Source organism: Enterococcus aquimarinus (assembly GCF_001885765.1).
GTDB classification, from domain to species: Bacteria; Bacillota; Bacilli; order Lactobacillales; family Enterococcaceae; genus Enterococcus_I; species Enterococcus_I aquimarinus.
Window position 1 is genome coordinate 1 of record NZ_JXKD01000009.1, and the last position, 15,633, is coordinate 15,633.

Genomic DNA, 15,633 nt, shown 5'->3' on the forward strand with positions numbered 1-15,633 from the left:
TGAGCCATCAGTCCTATTTGACAAAGAGCCAGGATTGGAGGACCTGATTTAGCCCTTCCAATCCTAATAAAACTTATTTTCTTTTTTTCTTATTTTTCTTTTTATTCTTTTTAACCATTTGATTCATGGCCATTTTTCCGAGCTTACCTTTGATGCCTTTACCAAACATTTGATCCATGCCAGGGATGGCGTTCATGTTGCCTTTACTCATTTGTTGCATCATTTTTTGTGATTCTTTAAATTGTTTGATTAACCGATTGACTTCGACCACGCTATTGCCAGAACCGGCCGCAATGCGACGACGACGACTTGGGTTGAGTAATTCAGGATTTTCGCGTTCTGCATTCGTCATCGAAAGGACAATCGCTTTTTTACGTGCGACATCTTTTGGATCGACTTTAAAGTTTTCCATCCCTTGAACTTGACTCATACCAGGAATCATTTTTAAGAGATCCTCTAGTGGGCCCATACTCATTACTTGATCTAGTTGTTCAATAAAATCATTAAAATCAAACGTATTTTCACGCATTTTCGTTGCAAGTTCTTCTGCTTTTTTCTCATCAAAATCTTGTTGCGCTTTTTCAATGAGGGTTAACATATCCCCCATGCCTAAAATTCGGCTGGACATTCGATCGGGATGGAATACTTCTAAGTCGGTTAATTTCTCCCCAATCCCCGTAAATTTAATTGGTGCGCCCGTAACCGCTCGAATCGATAGCGCTGCCCCGCCTCGTGTATCACCATCAAGTTTTGTAATCACAACACCCGTAATTCCTAGTTGTTTGTTAAAGCTCTCTGCCACGTTCACTGCATCTTGACCGGTCATCGCGTCGACAACTAATAGGATTTCATTTGGCTGAGCAATTTCTTTGATTTGTGATAACTCATCCATTAAGTGCTCATCGATGTGTAAACGACCTGCTGTATCAATTAAGACATAGTCATTTTTCTTTTCATGCGCTAACGCCATTCCTTGACGAACAATCTCGACTGGGCTAACCTCGGTCCCCATATCAAAAACTGGAACGTCTAGCTGTTGGCCTAGGACTTTTAATTGATCAATGGCTGCTGGACGATAGACGTCTCCTGCAATCATCAACGGCCGCGCTTTTTCTGTCTTAATTAAATGATTGGCTAATTTCCCAGCAAAAGTTGTTTTACCGGCACCTTGTAATCCGACCATCATAATGACGGTTGGAATTTTTGGTGACTTTTCAATCCCGACTGTTTCTGAACCCAACGTTTTCGTTAGTTCTTCATCCACAATTTTAACGATTTGTTGCGCTGGCGATAAACTATCGAGGACTTCTACCCCAATTGCTCGTTCACGTACATTTTTGGTAAATTCTTTCACAACTTGTAAATTAACGTCGGCTTCAAGTAATGCGAGACGAATTTCTCGCATCATTTCTTTGACGTCGGCTTCTGTTACCTTCCCTTTACGGCGCAACCGCCCCATCGCTTGTTGTAATCGATCTGTTAAACTTTCAAATGCCATTTTTTTGTCTCATTCCTTTATTCATCAATTTCTTGTAATTGTTTTACGTAACTAGCTAATGTTTCATCTTTGGGATAGTGTCCCACGAGGTATTCTTCGAGTTGACTTAAAATTTGCTCCCGCATGACATAATCCGAATAAATATGTAATTTGCGTTCATAATCCTCTAAAATTTTATCTGTTCGCTTAATATTATCATAAACTGCTTGGCGACTCACGCCAAATTCTTCTGCAATTTCTCCTAATGAATAGTCATCGGCGTAATACAGCTCCATATAATTCATTTGTTTCTCCGTTAGAAGCGTTGCATAACATTCGAAAAGGGCATTCATTCGATTCGTCTTATCTATTTGCATTTGATTGCCTCCTCTTGTAACCACTGTGTTTCAGAATATACGCGTAATCCTTGATTTAAAAAATAAGCAGTCGCGACACCCACACCTTTAACGGTCGTTCCTGAAAATGTGCCATCATAAATCCATTGACTCCCACACGAAGGACTTTTTTCTTTTAAAATAAGGATCTCGATCCCTTTTTCTTTGAGTTGTTGATAAGCGGTGATTGCGCCTTGTGTAAACATTTCTGTGACGTCTTCTCCAAGACAAGAGACAACGCGTGCTTTTCCTTGCCAGACTGCAAACCCGTCACCTCCTACAATTTCTGCAGGCGTCCGAGGAATCGGTAACCCACCAAGAACTTCTGGACAAACCGGAATTGCCCTTTTTTGTTTGACAAGGTCTGCGATTTCAGCGACCTTTTGATCTTGCCCATCATAACGTACCGGACAGCCACCAAGACAAGCACTCACACCAATCATTTTCTCACCTCTATTTTTACAGTCGCCTATCATTATACCATTTAATTGCCTAGTGCCATAGTGCTTATGACCAATTCATGCTAAAATAACAAAGGAAGATAAATTTCAAAAGGAGTTGCTTATGAAAAAAGTTTTAGTTGTTGATGATGAACCATCAATTGTGACTTTATTGACATTTAATTTAGAAAAAGAAGGCTATCAAGTTACTTCGGCAACGGATGGCGCGATTGGTCTGCAAATGGGGTTAAATGAGGCTTTTGATTTTATTATTTTAGATGTCATGCTACCCTCCATTGATGGGATTGAAATTATGAAACGCCTGCGTCAAGAAAAAATTGATACACCGATATTAATTTTAACAGCGAAAGACGATCCAATCGATCGCATCTTAGGATTAGAAATTGGCGCTGATGATTATTTAGCCAAACCGTTCAGTCCACGTGAAGTCCTGGCCCGTATGAAAGCCATCTTTCGTCGTATGGAACCACGACGGACAGAAACAACACCGCCAAGTGAAATGGAGAGCCAATTAACGGTGGGAGAAATCGAAGCCAATTTATCGAGCTATCAAGTAAAAGTAGCTGGTAAACCCGTCGTTTTAACCCCGAAAGAATTTGAATTATTGATTTATTTTATGCGTCGAAAGAATCATGTCATTGATCGTGATACCTTATTAAACCAGATTTGGAATTTTGATTTTGATGGCCAAACGCGGATTGTTGACGTTCATATTAGTCATTTGCGTGAAAAAATCGAAACGAATCCTAAAAATCCTCAATATTTACTCACGATTCGTGGATTCGGATATAAATTCCAAGCACCAAGCAATGGTTAAAAAGAAACGTCCCCTTTATGGGAGTTGGCTAATTCTCGTTCTTTTTCTTTTTTCTTTTGGTTGGTTCTTTATTAATAAATTTTACGATCAACAAGTGATTTCGCAACAAGCGACCTATCTTGAAAAGAAAGCAGAATTATTTTTAGCGTTATCTAATGATGATTTGAACGCGATCGCCTCATTGGCTACCAGTGAGACCTTAGGGGAAGAAGAGCGAATCACCGCACTTGATGCGAATGGACAGATTCTCTTTGATACGTTTGATGAGAGCATCGCCGGAACTCGTTCTGACCGCCCTGAAATCCAAGCAGTGTTAAAAAACAATCCGATTGGTCGCTCGTTGCGGGAAAGTCCTACGTTAAATAAAAAATTACTCTATGTCGCCGTTGCGATTAAGCAAGACAAAAAACTCATCGGGATCTTACGGATTGCAGAGCCAGTCAATGCTTTTTGGCCAGAATCAAGACAGATGAAACAAGCCATTTTTCTCGTTTATGTGACCTTGTGTGCCTTAATTACTTTTTTTATCTTTAAATTAATGCGTCAACGAAATCGACCCGTCGAAACAATTTTACCTGTTTTAAAACGGATGATTCAAGATCCTACCCATGCGGAAACGATTATCTCTGATACTTCGCAGTGGGATGAGCTGTATCAAAGTGTCAATCAACTCAGTGAAGGCTTGAGTCGTACGTATCAATCTTATCGGGCCACGGAAAAACAATTTTATTTTCTCTTAGAAGAATTGACGATTGGGGTATTTTTACTTGATAATCAACACGACATCACGTTTATCAACCAAGCCATGAAAGAGCAACTAGGATTTTACCAAGAAATCCATGGTCATCAAGCATTTGAGAGTATTATTATGGAACCAGCACTCATTCAAATGGTCTATCAGTTAACGGAAGAAGTCCCCTTTATTCATCAAGAAATCGTCACGAATCAGCGAAAAAAACGGTTGGATATTTCACTTAGTTACTTTTCTGAAACCGAACAAATCCTTGGTGTTTCGTATGATTTCACACGAATTCATCAATTGGAAAAAATGCAAAAAGATTTTGTCGGCAATGTTTCTCACGAATTAAAAACACCGATTACTTCTTTAATTGGCTTTACAGAGACCTTGCTCGATGGTGCAAAAGATGATCCCGAAACCTTGACTACTTTCTTGGAAATCATGCAAAAAGAAGCACAACGCCTCGAAAGCTTGACGCAAGAAATTATTCAATTATCTAAAGGAACCGAAATGGTGTATGATGAAGAAGAAATTCAACTCCGACCTTTTTTTAATCAATTAATCGCCGGGTATCGCCGCATCATTCAAGAAAAAAATCTTTCTCTTATTCTTGAGGGACCAAACGATGTTGTTTTTCAAACTAAAATGGAGTTATTTTATCCTGTTATCAAAAATTTAATTGAAAATGCGATTCATTATTCAATACCGAATGGAAAAATTTTGATTCATTATACCAATCAAAATGGTCTGCTAATAGCCATTCAAGATTTCGGTATTGGCATTAGTCAATCCGATTTAGAACGGATTTTTGAACGCTTTTATCGCGTCGATAAAGCCCGAACACGCAACACTGGGGGTTCGGGAATTGGTTTGGCGATTGTAAAAGATTATGTTGAACGATTAGGCGGAACGATTCAAGTTGAGAGTCATCTCGGTATCGGTACGACTTTCACGATTCATTTACCCAATCTTGAAGGCACTCATTAGGACGACCAACGATTCTCGCTTACTAAAAATACGAATAAGATACGAAAACGCCCTCTTTCTAGGATACTGAAAATATCCGTTCTAGAAAGAGGGCGTTTAATTTTTAACATTTACACGGCTAATACTAGGACGTAAGCGATCCATCATTTCACGACAAAAAAACACGGTCATCATCGTGGGGGCTTAAATGACGACCGTGTCTCAACATTATTTATTAGTAACTTCGCCTGTAGCACTACGTTCAACTTTCATATCTGTAATCGCCACATAACCTAAATCTTGGACCACACCTTGTTGGACTTCATCTGAAACTAAATAATCTAGAAACTCTTGCACTCCTGGAGCTGGCTCACCTTTTGTATAAACGTGTTGGTAAGACCAAATTACCCAATCATTTGTTTGGATATTTTCAATCGTTGGTTCTACGCCATCAATCGATAACGCTTGAAGCGAATCATCGATGTAAGATAACGCCAAGTAACTGATTGCACCAGGTGTTTCCGCCACAATTTTCTTCACGGTACCAGAAGAGTCTTGCTCTTGTGATTGAATCCCAACAGCACCATTTAACCCAAATGTTTCAAAAGTGGCTCTTGTACCACTTCCTGAAGCACGATTCATCACGACGATTTCTTGATCGTTCCCACCGACTTCATTCCAGTTCGTAATTTTCCCAGTAAAAATATCAATCAATTGTTGTTGCGTAATATCAGTCACGCCGACTTCTTTATGAACAACAGGCGCCATGCCGACAACTGCGACTAAATGATCCACTAGTTCATCTGCCGGAATGCCATCTTTTTCTTCCGCGAAAACATCCGAATTCCCTAATGTCACACTGCCATTAGCGACTTGACTAAGTCCTGTACCGCTTCCGCCACCTTGAACGGAAATCTCATAGTTCGGATTTTGTTCTTGGAAAGAAATACCGGCACTATCGACTAATGGTTGTAAAGCTGTTGAACCAACGGCAACTATTTTAACCTGTTCAGGTGTTGTTTCTGTAGATGTCCCACTTGAGTTTGTCGCTGCACTGCCACATCCTGCTGCAAATGCTGTAATAGCGAATAACATAAAACTAATTTTTTTCATTGATTGTTTTCCTCCTTCTTGATTACTTCTATAGTCTACCAATCTCTTGTAAAGCTACTATCGATAATAGGTTAAGATTGTCTCCATCAATGTAAAGTTTAAGTAAAGTTATCATTTATTTCAAAAAAAAAAAAAAGCGAATGACAAAATCATCCGCTTTTTTTAGTCTTTAACGATTCATGTAACGGTCTAAACGGCGCATCGCTTCTTCTAATTTTTCGAAACTAGCGGCATAACTGATGCGAATATACCCTTCCCCTGCTTGTCCAAAAGCAATTCCTGGAATCACCGCAAGTTGTTCTTTCTCCGCTAAATCAATACAAAATTCCATGGAATCTTGAATGTAACCAGTCGGTATTTTAGCAAAAATATAAAAGGCTCCTCTTGGTTTCGCAACTTCAAATCCTAAACGCGACACTTCTTTAAACACAAAGTCACGGCGCACTTGATATTCTTTTTTCATTTCTTCGCCCGCATTCATGCTGGTTGTTAAAGCTGCATAAGCCGCTTTTTGTGAAATCGTACTAGCTGCGGTCACTAGATACTGATGAACTTTGACAATTTCTTTAATTAATTCTTTTGGCCCAAAAAGAAAGCCAATTCGCCAGCCTGTCATCGCATGCGATTTGGATAGTCCATTAATCAGAATCGTTTGATTTGGAATAAATTCCGCAATTGACGTATGCGTTTCATCATAGACTAATTCACTATAAATTTCATCACACATCACAAAAACGGGATATTTTTTTAACACATCGGCTAAGCTTTTCACTTCCTCACGGGTATAGGTAACGCCGATTGGATTGCTTGGATAATTTAAAATCACGGCTTTTACTTGATCGCCATGTTCTTCTAACGTTGCTTCTAGTAAGTCTGGGGTCAAAACAAAATCCGTCTGACTGGTATCCATTTGAATTAATTCCGCTTTCGCTAACGTAATAACAGGTTCATAACCGGAATAAATCGGTGTTGGTAACAATACTTTGTCACCAGGCTCTAATATACTTAATAAGGTTGCCGTAATCGCTTCCGTTCCGCCTACAGTGACAAGAACTTCCGTTTGCCAATCATAATGAACATTGTATTTTTTCTCAACAAACGTACAGGCAGCTTCCCGAACTTCTGGTAATCCGGCCATCCCCGTATAGTGACTAAAATTTTGTTCAATGGCTTCGATCCCCGCTCTTTTTACTTCTTCAGGAGTATCAAAATCAGGCTCCCCTAGCGTTAATTTTAAAATGTCGGGAATATTCGAGACACGCTCGTCAAACTGACGAATGAGTGAAACAGCAATTTTATTGACTTGTGGATTAAAACGATGTTGTAATGGATTCATAAAGGCCTCCTAAAAAGTTAATTGTTGTTATCTTACCATAAAGCCAAGACTTCTTGGGATATTTTTGTTTATAAAAAGCAAAAAAAGAGTAAAAGTCCCTCGACGCTATTCTCAGTCGGCCTTTTACTCTTTCGTATTAGTTTTCTCGTAAATGGATCCGTTTGACGATGAGTTTATCAAACAACTGACTTTGGTTATCCGGCTCACCAATCACCTCGGCAACAATCGTCTTACCTTCTGGTTTGCGCCGTAGATGGTAAATGATTTTCCCTGATTCTTTTAATTCCGTAATCATCCCAATAACCCCACCAAAACCGCTTTTTTTAGTGATAAAACCTAAAGCAACCATGCGTTCATCTAGATTTTTGGCAGAAACTAAACTTCCTGTCACAATCGTTTGGCGCATTTCCTGAAAGAAATCTTCTAAACCAGAAATGGTTGAATCTTCGACACTCGCATTTTCTGGTGCTAATTTCTCTGCAATCGACACACTCGCTGCTTGGGTGGCTGCTCCTTCAGTGAGTGCGATTTTTTGGCGACTCTCTTCTAATTCTTGTAATAAGGTTTCATATTGTTCTTGGGTTAGCATGACTCCCGCAATTTTTTCTCGGTTAAAGACATAGACTCCTGTGCTCGCATCACGTGCCTGTTGAAAAACATCCATCGGAGATTTTTTAACTTCTGTAATCGAGGTAGTCGGAACTTCTAATTTTTTTAACGTCATCCTTTTCACTCCTTCTTTCGCTCATTCATTATAGCATAAGTTGAAAGAAAATTAGTCCCTTACTCGAGTGACTCAGCAGCATGATGACAGTGACATTGCCCCGGTAAACAGTCGCATGGAATAATATTGGTGGCGATTTTTTTATCTAACGTTTGCCGAATCTGATCAATATCCGCTTGCGTTAATGGCACTTCTTCAATCATCTGATTCAATTGTTCTCCGACTCTCCTAGCACAAAGATGTGAAAATAATTCTACTTGCGCACTCCGAAACGTCTCTTCTTCACTGACATTAGCCGAATAAAGAAATTTTTTCCCCACTTGCTGGGTTCGTAGTGCTTCTTTTTTTACAAGCCGACCTAAAAGTGTTTTAATGGTGGCCAACTTCCACTGCATACGGTGACTGAGTGTTTCACTAATCGTTTGCGCATCCACTTCACCTAACGTCCAAACAACACGCATAACTTCCCATTCTGCCTCGCTAATTTTCATGGTCTCTTCCTTGGTCATCCGCTCTCGACTCCTTAATGATTCAATACTATCAATTTACACTCGTAATCTTTCTTTGTCAAAATTAAGGAGCTTACTCTAAAAAAGAACCTGTGACAAAAGTCAAAGGCCCTTATTTTGACGAACATCTGATGGCTCCACTGGTAACAAAAATCTGTTCTTTCGAAAAACGCACGACATTCGAGCAATTGAAAGAGCCAGTTGTTCGAATGTATCGCCCGTTTCTCAGAGCAAAATGAGTTTTATCAGCTTCGCTTTGATCGTTTTAAAAAGTCAGGTGATAAACGGTTTCCGCATGATAAGGCGTCGCTGCATCCACTATGAAACTCCCAAATTGCGGATATTTCTCTGTTCCTGGAATGCCTTGGGCTTCAATGGCGATACTTCCATGATGAACGAGTGTTCCTGTCTTCATCACTTCACCAGCTTCGCCTGCTCCCGTCGTGTATAGCACGATGCCTGGCTCCGTCGTTTTTACTGCGAGTGTCACTTTACGATCTGGACTCACTAAACGTAAATCTTCTTCCAGTGCATGATTTAAGATAAATGGTGTATCAAGGAATGTCTCGCCGATTTGTTTTTCATTTGTAAAATCAAAAACGGTTTCAGTAACGCCAATTTTTTCACCTGTAGTTGTCGTGTCTTCTTTTGTTTTTGCAACATAATCAGCATCGACCATCAAATAGTGTTCGTCGATTGCTTGGGACGCTTCTCCTATTAAATTAAAATATCCGTGATTTGTTAGATTTAAAATCGTCGCTTGATCACTTGTCGCTTCATAAGTAATCCGAAAGGCATTTTCTTCATTCAACGCATAGGTAACTGTCACTTTGATATTTCCAGGAAATCCACCTTCACCATCCACCGTTTCATAAGAAAAGGCAACACCGGCTTCTTCTTCTGTTTGAAAAGGAGTCGCTGCCCATTCCTTTGTATCAAAACTATGGGAGCCACCATGTAGGGTATTTCCTTTTTCGTTGGCCTCAGTGTGATAGGTTTTCCCTTCAAGTTCAAAATGTGCTTGCGCAATTCGGCCGGCAATCGGTCCAATCGTTGCCCCATAATACCGCGTACGCTGATGATCTTCGAGTGATTCATATCCCACTACGATATCGCGCTTTGTGCCATCAACAGGAATTAGGCACTCATACAAACGCGCCCCATGCGCAATCGCAGATAATTGAACCCCATTTTCATTTGTCATTGTATAAATCGTTCCGACTTTTTCCCTTGTTTCTACTGTTATTTTTACCATTATTTCAACTCTCCTTTTCATGTAAAGCCTTACAAATATCAGTATAGTTAATCACTAACCCATGCGTCAATTAGATTTTTTGATTTATGACGTGATTTCTCATAGGAAAAAATAAAAAAGCAGAAAGAGTATGAACACTCCTTCTACTTTTTAAACCTGTCATCTAGTCTCTTTGCCACTTACATAACCAAAAGGATAGGAGATCCAAGAGTAAAAATAACACTAAGCCAAAGCTACTCAAAATCAAGATCCCTCCGTACATCGCAGGATAATCCATTCTGGTCCAGGAATCCATAATGAAATAACCCATACCGTACTGTGTCCCATAATTTTCAGTGAAAAATAAAATCGAAATAGCCGTCCCCAAAGAGATACGCGCACCACTCAGTACACCTGGTAAAGTTGCTGGTAACGTAATTTGACAAAATTGCTGCCACTTGTTCGCTTTCAACGCGCGATAGACATCATAATTATTCTCTGGAATCTGACGAACAGCATCTCGCACCGAAATCGCGACTTGCGGTAAGACAATCAAAACAATCATCATAATTTTTGACGAATCCCCAAGTCCACCTAAAAGCATGACAATTGGTAACAGTGCCATTTTCGGAATCGGATAAGTCAAATATATCAGAGGATCAAAGAAATAACGCCATTTTGGTAATGAGCCCATTAATAATCCTAAAATAAAGCCTCCACTGAGCGCATAAAGCATCCCTAAAAAAATGCGATAGCCACTAACTTGGATATGTAGTCCCATCTCTTTTTGAAACAGAGATGGAATATTCACAAAGACGGTCCACGGCGATGGCAGTAATGTTTTTTGTAAAATCAAAGAAGCGAGCCACCAAACGCCCACAAATAGAAAAATCGCTCCGCTAGCACCGATTACACGTTTGCTCCATTCACGGTTCATGCCTCAATCTCCTTTCTGAGTAAAAGGATCATTTCAAAGAGCGCCATGGATTGCCGATTTTCAGCTAATCTTGTTTTATCTTTGAATGGCGAAGGAATAATTTTTTTGACTTCTCCCGGATTTGCCGATAACACAATGATTTCGTCTGCGATTAGGATAGCTTCTTCAATATCATGCGTTACAAACACCGTCAACGGCTGGTACACTTGCCACCGAGTTAAAAACAAAGCTTGGGCTTTTTCGCGCGTGAACGCATCGAGCGCGGAAAAAGGTTCATCCATTAGAAGTAAGGAACCTTGTGTGGCAAATCCTCTGGCAATCGCCACTCGTTGTTTTTGCCCCCCACTTAATTGATTCGGATATTTTTCTTGATGTTCAAGGAGATTCATTTGTTCAAGCAACGTGGTAATATCTTCTTGCTCAGCCTGAGTCAGCTTTTTCTTTTGACTAAGTTTTGCGCCGGCTGTCACTGCTTGTCTGACCGTTTGCCAAGGAAGTAACCCGTAATCTTGGGGTACTAGTGCGACAACGACATCCTCCATCGTCTGACCTTTGAACAAGCATTCACCTGATTGTACGGTTTGTAAGCCGCTAAGCAATTGTAACAACGTCGTTTTCCCGGCTCCAGAAGGGCCAATAATACTGTAAATCTTCCCATCTTCCATCGTTAAATTAATATCTTTTAAAATAGTCTGATTGTTGATTTGATGGGAGACATTTTTCACTTGGTAGAGATTATTTAAAATAGACATTGCTTAAAACATCTTTCGGATCGATTTCTTTTTCCAGTAAGCCTTTTTCCATCGCCCAATCGAAAGCACGTTGAATATCTGATTCTTTTGTTTGGAACGCTTCTTGGTATTCTGGAATTTGGATATTTTCTTTCAGGCTCTCGGGAAAACCAATTTCATCAATAAATAATTGAATATAAGCCGATTGATCGTTGGCTGCCATCCATTTTACTGCATCATTGTACGCCTCATACATTCCTTGAATCGCTGCTTCTTTTTCCTCAATTACTTCTTGAGTAAACGTCAATGCAAATAAGTTAATGTCTAAATCAAGCGTTGACCCTAGATTCGTCATCCCTTGGGCTGTCGTCATGGTCACGAACGGTTCTGGTAAAATGGCTGCTCCTGCTTGATCATTTGTTAATAATTCAACACGACTTGGGACTTGAGGAACATCGACCATTGACACATCGCTTGCAGATAATCCTGCTTGTTTGATAAACTCTTCTGCAGCAAATTCTGGTCCTTGATTTTTAAGAACTGCAATTTGCTGGCCTTTTAAGTCGGTAATATCTTGCACTTCAGAAGACGCAATTAAATCAAATTGTCCTTGGGTTGCACTGGTGATTTTGATATCCATACCACCTTGTAAATACATCGCAATTCCAATTAAGTCCGCATTAATCCCATCAACGGCTCCAGCTTGAAAAGCCGCATCGCGATCTTTTCCTGATTTAAATGCTTCAATTTGCAAATCGACGCCATGTTTTTGATCAAATCCTTGCTCGTGTGCCACGATTAGGGGAATATTATCCATTGACGGCATCACACCAATTTTCAAAGGAACCAATTGTTCTCCTTGCTCACTCGTTACATCAGTTGATGCATTGTTTGTTTCACTGTTACTACATGCGCTAAGTGTCATCAATAACAATGCACTTAAACTAAAAAAGATTTTTTTCATTTTACGACTTCCTTTCAAGATTCATACTGTTTGATTTTACCACTTTTAGAGTCGATAGCCATCCTTTTTTATATTAGAAATATTTAGAAATAAGCTTTTTTTATTCATTTTCTAACGATTTGCCAATTATCATCAACTGTCATACTAAACTTCCAGTGACTCGGAGCATAGCGACCTTTTCAACACCTTTTTGTCCACGGGTTACAAAGGTCTGCTCCTTCGGTCTCTTCAGTAGAGCGAGTCAATCAAAAATCGATTGATTCACTCTACTTCCAGTGACTCGGAGCATAACGACCTTTTCAACACCTTTTTTATCCAAAAAAATAAAAACAATCGCAAGCGACGTTTTTATTTTTTTCGTTTTTCGAGAATTTCTTGTCGATATTTACGGTTCCCGATAAATTTTAATCCTTTCATTAATGGCTGGCGATTTTCTCCTACTAAGCCAATCAATTCAATGAACAATTCCATCCCAATTAAAGTCGATAAGACTAATAAAACGGTTGCCCACGTACTCGCGTAATTCATCAATAAAGCAATAAAAGAAAAGACTAAAGCCATCGCATAAATGGTTAAAACGGCTCCACGATGCGTGAATCCTAAAGATAATAAGCGATGATGGAGATGCATTTTGTCAGGTGAAGAAATCGATTGCTTATTAAAAAAGCGACGAATCATGGCATAGACGGTATCTGTAATCGGGACACCCAAAATAAACATCGGCGTCATGACAGAAATAAACGTCGCATTTTTTAATCCTTGCAAAGAAAAAACGGCAATCATGAAACCTAAAAACAATGCTCCCGTATCTCCTAAATAGATCGTAGCTGGATAAAAATTGTACGGATAAAAACCGACAATTGCAGCAATGAGCGAGAAAATTAAAATTGCTAGCACAACACCATTTCCAGGAATAAAGAAATAACTAATTAATCCCATTGTAATCAGGGCAATGATTGAAATGCCTGCTGCTAGCCCATCCAGGCCATCAATCAAGTTTACCGCATTGGTAATCGCTAAAATCCAAATAATTGTCATCGGTAAACTCAGCCAACCGATTTCTACAACACCAATAAAGGGAATCGAAAATGTATGAAAGCCAATGTCTGCCCAAAAATAGATGACCAAAGAAGCCAATGTAATGCCAAGTGTTTTTTGGCGCGGATTTAATTCCTTGATATCATCGATTAAACCAGTCACAACCACAATCAACGCACCCAATAGCACGAAACTAAGGTTGGAAAAACCTAAAACAGAAGAAAATTCCCACAAAGCAAGCAAAGAAAAGGAAAGAAAAATCGCTAATCCACCTGCTGTCGGCATCGTTTTTTGATTAATTCTTCGTTCTCCTGGCGCATCCACGGCCCCAATTTTAAAGGCTAACAGTTTAATCAGTGGGGTTAAAATGGCTGACAATAACATCGTTAAAAATAATCGAATAATAAATTGAAAGGTAAATCCCATCTTTTTTTCTCACTTTCTTACGAATTCTTCTCGTTATCTTTCATGTGTTTTTGCAAGAAATTAATTGGATCTGCCCGTTCTTCTACTTTTCCGGCAATAAACTCTTCCGTTACCGCATTAATAATACCGCCTAGAATGATAATCATAGAGGCAAAATTCAACCACAGCATCAGAACGATGAAACTTCCAATAATTTGATACCCACTAATTCTCGTTGTAAAATATTTCGCGTAAATTCCAAAGGCTTGGGACAAAATCATCCACCCAACTGTCGCAAACACTGCGCCAGGGAAAATTGAACGTGCCCGAAGACGAACATTTGGAATAAAACCGTAAATAACGACCATTAAGGCCATTAAAATCAGCAAGGTAAGTGGCCATTTTAAGGTTTGGAAGGTTGAAATAATCGTGTCTGGGAATAAAAAGATTGGTTGAATTTGTTCTAAAATATATTTCCCGAATCCAACGACTAATGTGACACCAACAATCGCAAATAACAAGATAATCATGGCAATGACGGAAACGGCGCGGACAACGATAAAATTCCCCCGACTCGAAACGCCATAAGCCTTATTTAAGGCAATTTGAATGGCATTCATACTAGCACTCGCTGTCCAAATTGTCAGGATTGCCGATAATGACAACAATCCTCCCGAACCTTGCGTCAATAAATCCCCTATTGCAGGTTCTAAAAATTCATAGATGGTTTCCGGAATAAACTCCTGCAAGTAAGGTAAAACCGTATTAGGGTCAATATTTAAAAAAGGTAATAAGTTCCCAACTGCAATTAGTAGTGGAAATAACGATAAAAGCAAATAATACGCAATCACAATCGAACTTTGCGTCATTTGTGATTCTTTCACGCGTCTTCTCACCGTGTTGATAAATCGTTTCACTTTTTGCTTTTTAAAAAAGTTCCGCATATTCATCTCCTCCTCTATCAACTACTTCAGCCGATATCTTTAGTAAGTTCCCTCTTCTCCTTGAGACGTTAACAAGATTGGACCCTCGTTTGTGATCGCAATACTGTGCTCATATTGACAGCTAATGCCGCCATCTAGTGTATAGGATGTCCAACCATTTGGATCCATTTTCATCTTCCAAGTTCCCGTGTTGATCATGGGTTCAATTGTAATAACCATTCCTTCTTTTAAGCGCAGACCTTTGCCAGCCTCACCATAATGCGGAACCGCTGGACTCTCATGAATCGTTGGTCCAATTCCATGGCCAATGAAATCACGTACCACACCATAGCCTTCTTTTTCGGCATAAGTCTGAATGGCATGACCAATATCACCTATCCGATTTCCCACTTTGGCTTGCTCAATTCCTAAATAGAGAGCTTTCTTTGTTACTTCCATTAAACGAGCAACTTCAGGCGTTGGCTCACCAACCGCATACGCCCAACAAGAATCCGAAATGGCGCCGTTTAAATCGACACACATATCCACTTTAATTAAATCGCCTTGTTTTAAGACTTTCCGACGCGGAAATCCATGACAAATTTCGTCATTAATACTACAACACGTCGCATACTTATAGCCTTCATAGCCGATTTGCGCCGCTACACCACCATGACTTTCGATATAGTCACGAACAAATTCTTCAATATCCCAACTGGTAATTCCTGGTTGAATAAAGCTACGAAGTGCCTGATGAACACTTGCTAAAAGCGCTCCAGATTCAGCCATTTTCTCAATTTCACGTTTTGATTTTAATGTTATCATTGTTTACGATCCTCTCCTTTAAATCTTGTCTATTCTACC

The 15,633-nt window shown here is 39.6% G+C and carries 16 protein-coding genes; 2 read left to right on the forward strand and 14 right to left on the reverse strand.

The features are described from left to right. Positions 1 to 73 precede the first annotated feature (73 nt). From ffh to RU93_RS07220, 3 genes are read right to left on the reverse strand one after another with little or no spacing between them, the layout of a single operon-like run. The gene (gene ffh, locus RU93_RS07210) at positions 74 to 1,498 is read right to left on the reverse strand and encodes a signal recognition particle protein (protein WP_071874943.1); all 1,425 of its coding nucleotides are present in this window, start codon (positions 1,496 to 1,498) and stop codon (positions 74 to 76) included. Between the two features lie 17 nt (positions 1,499 to 1,515). After that, the gene (locus RU93_RS07215; protein WP_071874944.1) at positions 1,516 to 1,854 is read right to left on the reverse strand and encodes a putative DNA-binding protein; all 339 of its coding nucleotides are present in this window, start codon (positions 1,852 to 1,854) and stop codon (positions 1,516 to 1,518) included. Continuing rightward, positions 1,845 to 2,315, reverse strand: coding sequence for a 2-thiouracil desulfurase family protein (locus RU93_RS07220; protein WP_071874945.1), 471 nt, complete (start codon positions 2,313 to 2,315; stop codon positions 1,845 to 1,847). Before RU93_RS07220 ends, RU93_RS07215 begins: the two co-directional genes overlap by 10 nt. A 121-nt stretch (positions 2,316 to 2,436) precedes the next feature. Between RU93_RS07220 and RU93_RS07225 the strand changes: the two genes are divergently transcribed. Together RU93_RS07225 and RU93_RS07230 are read left to right on the forward strand one after the other, a co-directional pair. Next, positions 2,437 to 3,150 carry a response regulator transcription factor gene (locus RU93_RS07225; protein ID WP_071874946.1) on the forward strand — a complete coding sequence of 238 codons (714 nt, stop codon included), beginning with the start codon at positions 2,437 to 2,439 and terminating at the stop codon, positions 3,148 to 3,150. Continuing rightward, positions 3,110 to 4,876, forward strand: a complete 1,767-nt coding sequence (locus RU93_RS07230) for a sensor histidine kinase (RefSeq protein WP_342741499.1) — start codon at positions 3,110 to 3,112, stop codon at positions 4,874 to 4,876. Before RU93_RS07225 ends, RU93_RS07230 begins: the two co-directional genes overlap by 41 nt. Before the next feature lie 207 nt (positions 4,877 to 5,083). Here RU93_RS07230 and RU93_RS07235 read toward each other — a convergent pair whose 3' ends face one another. The 11 genes from RU93_RS07235 to map all read right to left on the reverse strand — a co-directional run bounded on the left by RU93_RS07235 (position 5,084) and on the right by map (position 15,594). Beyond that, complete coding sequence (locus RU93_RS07235; protein ID WP_071874948.1) at positions 5,084 to 5,968, reverse strand: phosphate ABC transporter substrate-binding protein PstS family protein; 885 nt, start codon at positions 5,966 to 5,968, stop codon at positions 5,084 to 5,086. 169 nt (positions 5,969 to 6,137) lie between these two features. Continuing rightward, positions 6,138 to 7,304, reverse strand: coding sequence for a pyridoxal phosphate-dependent aminotransferase (locus RU93_RS07240; RefSeq protein ID WP_071874949.1), 1,167 nt, complete (start codon positions 7,302 to 7,304; stop codon positions 6,138 to 6,140). A gap of 136 nt (positions 7,305 to 7,440) precedes the next feature. Next, a complete protein-coding gene (locus RU93_RS07245; protein WP_071874950.1) occupies positions 7,441 to 8,028 on the reverse strand; it encodes a type II toxin-antitoxin system Phd/YefM family antitoxin in 588 nt (195 codons plus the stop codon). A gap of 59 nt (positions 8,029 to 8,087) precedes the next feature. Next, a complete protein-coding gene (locus RU93_RS07250) occupies positions 8,088 to 8,537 on the reverse strand; it encodes a CopY/TcrY family copper transport repressor (protein ID WP_071874951.1) in 450 nt (149 codons plus the stop codon). A gap of 265 nt (positions 8,538 to 8,802) precedes the next feature. Further along, entirely contained in the window at positions 8,803 to 9,792 is a 990-nt protein-coding gene (locus tag RU93_RS07255) for an aldose epimerase family protein (protein WP_071874952.1), read from the reverse strand. Positions 9,793 to 9,955: 163 nt separating this feature from the next. Further along, positions 9,956 to 10,708, reverse strand: a complete 753-nt coding sequence (locus RU93_RS07260; RefSeq protein ID WP_071874953.1) for an ABC transporter permease — start codon at positions 10,706 to 10,708, stop codon at positions 9,956 to 9,958. Beyond that, positions 10,705 to 11,460: an ABC transporter ATP-binding protein gene (locus RU93_RS07265; RefSeq protein ID WP_071874954.1), complete on the reverse strand. Its 756-nt coding sequence runs from the start codon at positions 11,458 to 11,460 to the stop codon at positions 10,705 to 10,707. Before RU93_RS07265 ends, RU93_RS07260 begins: the two co-directional genes overlap by 4 nt. After that, positions 11,444 to 12,403 (reverse strand): ABC transporter substrate-binding protein, encoded by a 960-nt coding sequence (locus RU93_RS07270; RefSeq protein ID WP_071874955.1) that lies wholly within the window; start codon positions 12,401 to 12,403, stop codon positions 11,444 to 11,446. Before RU93_RS07270 ends, RU93_RS07265 begins: the two co-directional genes overlap by 17 nt. A gap of 348 nt (positions 12,404 to 12,751) precedes the next feature. Continuing rightward, a complete protein-coding gene (locus RU93_RS07275; protein WP_071874956.1) occupies positions 12,752 to 13,867 on the reverse strand; it encodes a glycosyltransferase family 4 protein in 1,116 nt (371 codons plus the stop codon). A 17-nt stretch (positions 13,868 to 13,884) separates the two neighbouring features. Beyond that, positions 13,885 to 14,796, reverse strand: a complete 912-nt coding sequence (locus tag RU93_RS07280) for a YihY/virulence factor BrkB family protein (protein ID WP_071874957.1) — start codon at positions 14,794 to 14,796, stop codon at positions 13,885 to 13,887. 33 nt (positions 14,797 to 14,829) lie between these two features. Continuing rightward, positions 14,830 to 15,594: a type I methionyl aminopeptidase gene (gene map / locus RU93_RS07285; RefSeq protein WP_071874958.1), complete on the reverse strand. Its 765-nt coding sequence runs from the start codon at positions 15,592 to 15,594 to the stop codon at positions 14,830 to 14,832. Between the last annotated feature and the right edge of the window lie 39 nt (positions 15,595 to 15,633).

What these genes read in the sequence shown, in the direction of transcription:
- ffh (WP_071874943.1), bottom strand. Translation starts at nt 1,498, where the DNA reads ATGGCATTTGAAAGTTTAACAGATCGATTACAACAAGCGATGGGGCGG.
- RU93_RS07215 (WP_071874944.1), bottom strand. Translation starts at nt 1,854, where the DNA reads ATGCAAATAGATAAGACGAATCGAATGAATGCCCTTTTCGAATGTTAT.
- RU93_RS07220 (WP_071874945.1), bottom strand. Translation starts at nt 2,315, where the DNA reads ATGATTGGTGTGAGTGCTTGTCTTGGTGGCTGTCCGGTACGTTATGAT.
- RU93_RS07225 (WP_071874946.1), top strand. Translation starts at nt 2,437, where the DNA reads ATGAAAAAAGTTTTAGTTGTTGATGATGAACCATCAATTGTGACTTTA.
- RU93_RS07235 (WP_071874948.1), bottom strand. Translation starts at nt 5,968, where the DNA reads ATGAAAAAAATTAGTTTTATGTTATTCGCTATTACAGCATTTGCAGCA.
- RU93_RS07240 (WP_071874949.1), bottom strand. Translation starts at nt 7,304, where the DNA reads ATGAATCCATTACAACATCGTTTTAATCCACAAGTCAATAAAATTGCT.
- RU93_RS07245 (WP_071874950.1), bottom strand. Translation starts at nt 8,028, where the DNA reads ATGACGTTAAAAAAATTAGAAGTTCCGACTACCTCGATTACAGAAGTT.
- RU93_RS07250 (WP_071874951.1), bottom strand. Translation starts at nt 8,537, where the DNA reads ATGACCAAGGAAGAGACCATGAAAATTAGCGAGGCAGAATGGGAAGTT.
- RU93_RS07255 (WP_071874952.1), bottom strand. Translation starts at nt 9,792, where the DNA reads ATGGTAAAAATAACAGTAGAAACAAGGGAAAAAGTCGGAACGATTTAT.
- RU93_RS07260 (WP_071874953.1), bottom strand. Translation starts at nt 10,708, where the DNA reads ATGAACCGTGAATGGAGCAAACGTGTAATCGGTGCTAGCGGAGCGATT.
- RU93_RS07265 (WP_071874954.1), bottom strand. Translation starts at nt 11,460, where the DNA reads ATGTCTATTTTAAATAATCTCTACCAAGTGAAAAATGTCTCCCATCAA.
- RU93_RS07270 (WP_071874955.1), bottom strand. Translation starts at nt 12,403, where the DNA reads ATGAAAAAAATCTTTTTTAGTTTAAGTGCATTGTTATTGATGACACTT.
- RU93_RS07275 (WP_071874956.1), bottom strand. Translation starts at nt 13,867, where the DNA reads ATGGGATTTACCTTTCAATTTATTATTCGATTATTTTTAACGATGTTA.
- RU93_RS07280 (WP_071874957.1), bottom strand. Translation starts at nt 14,796, where the DNA reads ATGAATATGCGGAACTTTTTTAAAAAGCAAAAAGTGAAACGATTTATC.
- map (WP_071874958.1), bottom strand. Translation starts at nt 15,594, where the DNA reads ATGATAACATTAAAATCAAAACGTGAAATTGAGAAAATGGCTGAATCT.